Annotated in this window: 5 protein-coding genes; 2 read left to right on the forward strand and 3 right to left on the reverse strand. The window is 66.9% G+C overall.

The window, feature by feature from the left end:
- Window positions 1–657: hypothetical protein (locus Q0R63_RS17920; protein WP_295700341.1), on the reverse strand; the 657-nt coding region annotated here is incomplete at its 3' end.
- 2 nt (window positions 658–659) lie between these two features.
- Window positions 660–944 (reverse strand): DUF6112 family protein, encoded by a 285-nt coding sequence (locus Q0R63_RS17925; RefSeq protein WP_295700344.1) that lies wholly within the window; start codon window positions 942–944, stop codon window positions 660–662.
- Between the two features lie 613 nt (window positions 945–1557).
- Between Q0R63_RS17925 and Q0R63_RS17930 the strand changes: the two genes are divergently transcribed.
- Window positions 1558–3207, forward strand: a complete 1650-nt coding sequence (locus Q0R63_RS17930) for a hypothetical protein (RefSeq protein WP_295700346.1) — start codon at window positions 1558–1560, stop codon at window positions 3205–3207.
- 610 nt (window positions 3208–3817) lie between these two features.
- Here Q0R63_RS17930 and Q0R63_RS17935 read toward each other — a convergent pair.
- Window positions 3818–4270, reverse strand: coding sequence for a pyridoxamine 5'-phosphate oxidase family protein (locus Q0R63_RS17935; RefSeq protein ID WP_295700348.1), 453 nt, complete (start codon window positions 4268–4270; stop codon window positions 3818–3820).
- Between the two features lie 189 nt (window positions 4271–4459).
- On the opposite strand from Q0R63_RS17935, the gene Q0R63_RS17940 reads away from it, so the two are divergent.
- Window positions 4460–5155 (forward strand): NAD(P)H-binding protein, encoded by a 696-nt coding sequence (locus Q0R63_RS17940; RefSeq protein ID WP_295700350.1) that lies wholly within the window; start codon window positions 4460–4462, stop codon window positions 5153–5155.
- The last annotated feature ends 181 nt before the right edge of the window (window positions 5156–5336 follow it).

Genomic DNA, 5336 nt, shown 5'->3' on the forward strand with positions numbered 1-5336 from the left:
GCGGCAGGTGACGCCCGGGTCGGTGACCCGGCCCGCGGCGACCGCGTTGCGCCACGCGAGGGGCTCGATCACCTGGTCCACCGTCGCGGTGTCGTACGCCGCGTGTGCCGCGAGGGTGTGCCAGGTGCCGGCCGGTGGGACCAACGCTGAGCCGTCCCCGTTGTCAGTCACGGTGAAGACCGCGAGCCGGTCACGCAGATCGGCCGGGACCAGTCCGACGACGAGGGGCTCGGTCGTGACGGAGGACTCGGACTGCACCCACGCCACATGAGCGTCGCGGGGGGTTCGGAAGTCCTGGGTCAGGAGGCGACGAACGAACTCTGCGGCGAAGAGATCCGGCTGTGTCATGGGGTCGCCGGTGATCCGCGGTTGCGCTTCGCTGGGTGTGCTGACGGGCGGGAGGTCCCGGATCCGGTTGAGCTCGGCGGCAACGACGGTGTCGATACTGGCCTCGGGCTGCCGCGCCGATCCGGCTGACGGCTGGCCTTCCGGCAGCGAGGTGGTGGCTGCTGGCGATACGACTGCGTGCGCCGGTGGCTCGGTTTTGCGTGTCACGACGTGGGCGCCGAGGACCACCGTCGCGGCGACCAGGAGTCCGACTGCTAGGGCCGCCGCGCTACGCCGGCGAAGGGGGTGTGAGGAGGCGATTGGCTTCATGGTCATTGGACCGTGTGGCCGACGGTGTTGAAAAACGTAACGAGCGCGTTCGCGGCGCCGATCAGCAGCGCGGCGCCACCCGCCACCAGGACGCCGGTCTTGCCCTTCCCGGCGACGTGCGGGTTCGACGAGTGTGACCCGATCGCCCAGGCGATCGAGGAGATGGCGACCCCGGCGACCGCGGCCACGAGGCCAAACGTGAGCAGGGCGCCCACCATCGACTCGAGGGCGGCAAGACCAGGCAGACCATTGGTGTTCGGAGGGATGTCGATGCGCGGGGCTGACATGGCGAGGACCTTTCGCAACTCGCACGGGTCCATCCCGCGCGTATCAGCCCAACATCCGGGCGGGGGGCACCATGTGCGGGTGCGGAACGGGGGCCGCGTTCGCGTTGCAGGCCGGCATGTTGTGAGGTCCCCTCCTTGTCCTCTCCGATCGGCTCCTCTACGGCTGAGTGGGGTCTCACCGTGGCATCACCGCTGTTTCTCATCTACTTGACACGTCCTCGGACGGCCACGTACACGGAACGGTTGTCAGCCTATTCGGGCGGGCTGTTGCTCAGCTCAGCTCCGGGGGGGGCAGAACATGAGGTGCAGACCGACGTCGCCATGCAATGGGTGGCGAAAAGCGGGTCCGAGCACGATGAAACCCAGCGTCTCGTAGAAGCCCACGAAGGCAGTGTCCCGACCAACGCCCTGCCTGTCAGAGTGAGTTGAGACCCGCGGTTCACAGCGAGTCCGCCCGACGCTGCGCGAGATCTAAGGATCCACTCCCCAATGAGCCGTGCGGTTGAAATCGGCGGCCCTTGCGGCAGGCTCACTGGTTGCAGCATTATTCTTGGGAGGCCGCTGCTGATGCAGCCACTTCGAAGAAGCCGACGAAAGTGGGGCGGTCATACCAATGGCGGGTGACGGTGACCTGAGCGATATCGGCCAGGGAAACGACCCAGGTTCGGACCCGGGTGGTGTTGCCGGGTTCGACCTGTGCGGGTCCGGGCGAAGCTGGGTGCGGAACCAGGGTTTGGGCAATGGGCAGTTACAGCTGGACGTGCTCTTCGTCCCAGCCGACGGCTCGGTGGCGGTGGCGTTTGTGACGGAGGCGGGGACTGGTAGCGGCCCGTGGCATGCCCCACAGACGATTGCTCCTGCTGGTTCCGCCGTACCCGGGAGCCCGATCTCTCTGAAGTTCCGAAGCCCGCCCGACCGGCTTGACGCGGTGTTCGTGGGGCCCGACGGATCGATCAAGACGATGTGGGTTGTCGACGCCGGACCGTGGAACGGCCCGCTGGTCATTGCACCGCCGTGGACCGCGGCACCAGCTAGCCCGGTGTCCCTGGGGGATGTGGGTGCTGCCGAGTTGGACGCCCTGTTCGTAGCCCTGGACGGTTCGGTGCGGTCGATGTCGCGGGTGGGCGACACATGGCAGGGTCCCGGCGTGGTGGCCGGTCCGGGGTCGGCGGCAGCGGGTAGCCCGGTAGCAGTCGAGTCCCAGTCCCAGGGAAACGGGCTCATGCAGTCGGACGCGGTGTTCGTGGGATTTGACGGTGACATTCTGGTGACGGCCGCCACCGGTTCGGGGTCATGGCTGCCGCCGGTGTCGATTGCGCCCGCCGGGACCGCCGCGCGGGGTTCTGCGATCAGCCTGGCGCATCAAGGATTGCCGCCGGTCGTGGACAGAGGTCAGCTGGGGCAGTTGGATGCCTTCTTCGTCGCCCCGAATGGGTCGGTGAACCTGATGTGGGTGATCGGTGCAGGCAGCTGGAACGGGCCGGTTGCGATCACACCGCCGGGTAGCGCGGTGGCGGGTAGCGCAGTGGCGGTGGAGTTCCAGCTCCAGGCGGCGGGCGTGCAGCAGCTGGATGCGGTTTTCGTCGGGCCGGACGGCTCGGTCAACGTGACCTGGGTGGTGGAGACCGGAAGGTGGAACGGTCCCATCACGGTCGCAGCGCCTGGCACCGCTGCTTCGGGTGGGCCGCTCGCGTTAGGCCTGCAGATCAACCCGACCCCAAGGGACCAGCTGGACGCGGTATTCGCTGGCTCCGACGGTGCGCTGAAGGTGATGAGCGTTGTCGGGGCCGACGCCTGGACCGGCCCTACTGTGATCGGGCCAGCGGGAACTATCCCTTCACTTAAGCGGATCGACATCCCCAGCCCGGACTCCGCAAACTTGATTCAGGGCAACTGGGGTGGGGTCGGCAACTATGAGCTGGTGGTCCCCCAGGGTGACCGGCTGGTGCACTACGCCCGGCTGAACGATCCCGGGCCGGCGCAGTTCAGCTGGGTCAAGGTTCATGAGCTTTCGTACGCGGGGGTCAGCCGCGGCCCTGGAACCTTCCAGTTGGGCGCCACCCCGGTCGGGGTGTCGTTCCTGCAGACCACGTTCCGCGGCGACAACGTGCACGGCAACTTCGACGCCGTGGTGCGGGTCACCCCACCCGGCAGCGGCGGCGACGTCCTCGAGTTCGCGGCCCTGGACAGCGCCGTGAACCAGTGGAACCGTCACCCCCTGCTCGTGGACGGTCAACCCATCACCGGCGTCACCGGCTTCTAAATTAGCGATTATCGTAGAAAGGAACGACCAGCAGCCAGCAGCCCCCCACAGGGCGCGCGGGTTGTAGGAACTCGCCGAACCTGTCAGACCTCAGAGCCCGTGGCCGACGGCTTCTCAAGGTCGTGTCCGTGCAGTTGTCCCACCAACTTGTCGGGATCCTCGGAGACCAGGGTCAACCGACAGACTTGCCGAGCCCTAGCCCGCGACCAGACTCGCAGCCGTCCCTCGCAGCCCGGCTCGGGGCAGGCCAACCGGCCCGCGGCCAGCGCAACCCGCGCCGCGTCGGGGTATACCACCGTGATCACTGGCCCTCGCTGTCTGCACCGGTCCAGCCTGCCTTCCCGACCGGCCGGCGGGTAAGGGGGAACTGGTGTTACAGCCTGCACCTGCCGTCACGTTCGCCGCAACCGTTGCTGCGCAAAGGTTTTAACGACGGGCGCAGCGACACGATGAGCACCAACTCAAGGTGTCACCCCTGGCCCGGCCAGCCACCTCCGGGTTCGTGTTAACCCTGGCGTCGCACACAAAACGGCCGGATCGATCGGGCGACCTGCCATCAGCGTCATCTCACGATGACGCGATCATCTCCACACAACGTGACGGTCAACACCTATGCGCGGGCGGCTGCCATCAATCTCGCGGCGAGTGCGGTGTAGTCGGTCGTGCGCCAGCGGGTCGGGGTGAGACGAACGACGCGACGCGCAGTGTCGGAGACCGAGACAAGGTAGATATCGCCAACCTGCGGGCCGAGGTAGCGGTGGGCGAGCGAGCGTTGCAGCTCATCGTCGGCATGGCCGACGACGATCGGGCCTTCGACGGTGACGTACTTGTACGGCATCACGTCGTTCTGCACACAGAGGCTCGCCTGGCCCGATCGTTCCAACAGTTTGATCTTCTCGCTCGCCGCCGCGCAGTCGAACAGCACGTCGCCCCCTGGCTGGTAGCGGTACCAGACTGGCGCCGCCAACGGGGCCTGCCCATCGCGGGCCACGGTGATGACACCCACGTGAAGGTCCGCCAGGAAAGTTTCACGCTCAGACCTGGACATCGTCAGCTCACTCATACGCACTGTCTACACCCCACACTGGGAAAAGAGACCGGTTGCACGGCGAGCGGCCCTGCGGGCCACTCGTTCCTGCCCGCGCTCTCATCCGTCCGACACGACGATCCCTATGCGGTTGATGCCGACGAATGCGTGCGTCGCGTGAAGGGTGCCGGCCCCCCGGGGGTGCCTCGGCTAACGTGGGGGGCGATGAACATCTCTGTGTTTGGCGCCTCCGGCCCGGTCGGTCGCGCGGTGGTCGGTCAGGCACTCTCAACTGGTCACGCGGTCACGGCGGTCACCCGCCGCCCCGATGCCTTCGGCCCGTCCGCACCGCTGCTGCGCGTGGTCAGTGCCGACGTCCACGATCCGGTCGAGGTCGCAGCAGCCATCCGCGATGCCGGGGCCGTGATCTCGACCGTCGGTGTCCTTCCTAGCCGGAAGCCCGTGACGACCTACTCAGCTGGAACCGCCACCATCATCGCGGCGATGCGTGATCAGGACGTGCGGCGGATCGTGTGCGTCTCCTCTAAAGAGCTGGACGAAGACGGGGTGGGCGACGAACCGGCGCTATACCGGTTCTTCTTCGCCCGCCTGCTAGCCACCATCAATCGGACGATCTACGACGACATGCGGCGTATGGAGGCGATCCTCCGCGAGAGTGACCGGGACTGGACCATCGGCCGTCCTGCCGGGCTCTTCGCCGCCGACCGCGTCACCGACTACCGCTGCCCGGCTGGCCACGAGCCCGGCGTGTCCACCTCCACCGCAGACCTCGCCGACGCACTGATCCGCTCGGCTGTCGATGGCATGGGTATTGGTCAAACACTTCAGGTGCTCACCGACGACGACAAGCCGCCGTACCTCCTTCTTCTGGCCAGGCAGTCCACCCTTCACCGACATTGATTCGCCGGTAGCCGATCTCCTTACGGAGTAGATCGCGTAAGGCCAGCGCCGGCCACATAGCGCTGCGAGAAGCGCGCCGCCTACCGCTGCAAGTCACAGTCACAAGCTGGAGCACTGTCTCGCCAGGCGTGTCCGCAAACTACGTCACGTGAGGCACGTTCACGCTACGGTCCGGGATGAT

This window comes from Lapillicoccus sp. (genome assembly GCF_025353065.1).
Lineage (GTDB): Bacteria > Actinomycetota > Actinomycetes > Actinomycetales > Dermatophilaceae > Lapillicoccus.